The organism is Ralstonia sp. RL, assembly GCF_001683835.1.
GTDB classification, from domain to species: Bacteria; Pseudomonadota; Gammaproteobacteria; order Burkholderiales; family Burkholderiaceae; genus Ralstonia; species Ralstonia mannitolilytica.
The window spans coordinates 1-1,794 of the sequence record NZ_LWRX01000161.1; the positions used below are offsets into that span (position 1 = coordinate 1).

2 protein-coding genes and 1 pseudogene are annotated in these 1,794 nt (G+C 62.3%); all 3 read right to left on the minus strand.

The features are described from left to right. Positions 1-321 (minus strand): annotated as a pseudogene (locus A6M56_RS15475) (type IV conjugative transfer system lipoprotein TraV); the annotation flags it as partial. Beyond that, the gene (locus A6M56_RS15480) at positions 321-1,115 is read right to left on the minus strand and encodes a DsbC family protein (protein ID WP_286758229.1); all 795 of its coding nucleotides are present in this window, start codon (positions 1,113-1,115) and stop codon (positions 321-323) included. The gene A6M56_RS15480 and the pseudogene A6M56_RS15475, both read right to left, overlap by 1 nt. Next, positions 1,102-1,794: TraB/VirB10 family protein (locus A6M56_RS15485; RefSeq protein WP_286758230.1), on the minus strand; the 693-nt coding region annotated here is incomplete at its 5' end. The genes A6M56_RS15485 and A6M56_RS15480, both read right to left, overlap by 14 nt.

Sequence of the window (1,794 nt, forward strand, 5' to 3'; positions counted from 1 at the left end):
CAACATCTGTGGGGTGACACTCGCGGCGGGGGAGGCGGGCGCAACCGCCGGTGTCATCCGGGCGGCATTTCTTTCCGGTTGTGATGCTCCCTCGGGAGGTGGGCTATGCCGGCCTTGCCGCTGACTCGGCAGGTTGTTCTGGAGTGCGTTGTAGTAATTTCCGGAAACGGAATCGCATTTCACGCCCTCCGGCGCCTTGCAACCATACTCCGACGAGCCGCCGAGGCCGGACATGTTGGCGCAACCGGCAAACACCAGCGCTGCCACTGGCGCAATCGAAGAACGAGCAAGGCGCAACGCGCGCATGGTGAGATCTTTCATCACAGCTTCTCCTTGAGTGGGCCGGTTGATGCGACGGGCGCTTGCTTCGCAGCCGCCGCCAATCGGGATTCGATTTCAGCTGCGTCGGTATAGCCATCGAAGCGCCGGCCATCGGCAAAGACCAGGGTCGGCGTGCCGCGTACTTTCAGGCGCTGGGCCAGAGACAGGTTGCGATCGATGGGATGTGCGCAATTCGCGCCGGCGTTGAGCATGGAGGTGTCGCCCAGCAGCATGACCTGGCGCCACGCCTTGGTGCGGTCGGCGGCACACCAGATCGCGACCGGCTTGGCCGTGCCCTGGAACGGCACCAGGAAGGTGTAGATCGCGACGTTGTCCAGCTTGTCGAGTTCGGGTTCCAGACGCTTGCAGTAGCCGCAGGATGGATCGGAAAACACCACCAACTGACGCTCGCCGGACCCCTTGACGGTCTTGAGCGCGTCGGACAACGGCAGTTGCTCAATCAAGATCTTCTGCGTATCACTGTCGACTTCCTGAGTACGTTGCCCGTCTGCCTTGGCGAGCTTGGGCGCGGTAAGGTCTTGCATCGCCACCGTATCGAACAGGCGGCCGAACAGGACGTATCGGGTATTCCTGCTGGAGACGAACGCAACATTCGCCCCCATCCAGACCTCGTACAGCCCGGTAATCGGCGTACGCAACACGCTGGTAAAGCGGGTATTCGGATGCGCTTTTTTCAGCGAGGCCAGCACACGCTCCTCGTCGGGCGTCGCCCAGACTGCCGAGGCGGCAACGGCGGCAGCCAACGCGACAACCAGGTGTTTAATAGTCTTCATCGTTGCCATTCCTTCCATAGCGGTCTTCGTTTTGGATGTCGCGCTGCACGAGTGAGGTCGGGCGATTCCTGGTCGTATCGCCGGAATCGATGCGCACGCCCTTGGTAATCACGACATCGACCTGACGGCCGGCGTCGATTTCGATCACCGGAAAGGATTGCTCGGCGAGCCGGATGTAGTACTGGGCCAGGCGATCCATGGCGCGCCCGACCCCGGCGCCGATGCCGCGCTCGATCTGCTCGCGCGTGCCGCCTTCGGTGGTGGCAACCGTCCCGAAGGTGGAGGTAGAGACACTCGTGCCGGCCTGGTAAAAACCCTGTCCGATGCCGCTCACGATGCCGGCGGTGAGCGCATTGGCCAGCATCTGGCCTTGCTTGGTTACCAGACGGCCGCGCATGCCGACCTTGCCGTCTTCGCCATACACGCTGCCCTGGATCTTGACCTCTAGCGTCGATCCGTCATTGCGTACGCAAGAGAGGTTTTCGGTACGCAGATACGCGCGTTCCGAACTGATGTCGCCGTAGCCCGCCGCGATTACGAAACACTCTTTGACGTCGGAACGAAAGCGGTTCGGCAGCACGGCGTTGTCGGCCAAGCGAATTAGGACCGGATGTGGGTTCGACTGCGACTGGCCGCCTGTTGGCGCATCCAGGCCACCAGCGCTGACGAGCTGCCTTCG

What these genes read in the sequence shown, in the direction of transcription:
- A6M56_RS15480 (WP_286758229.1), bottom strand. Translation starts at nt 1,115, where the DNA reads ATGAAGACTATTAAACACCTGGTTGTCGCGTTGGCTGCCGCCGTTGCC.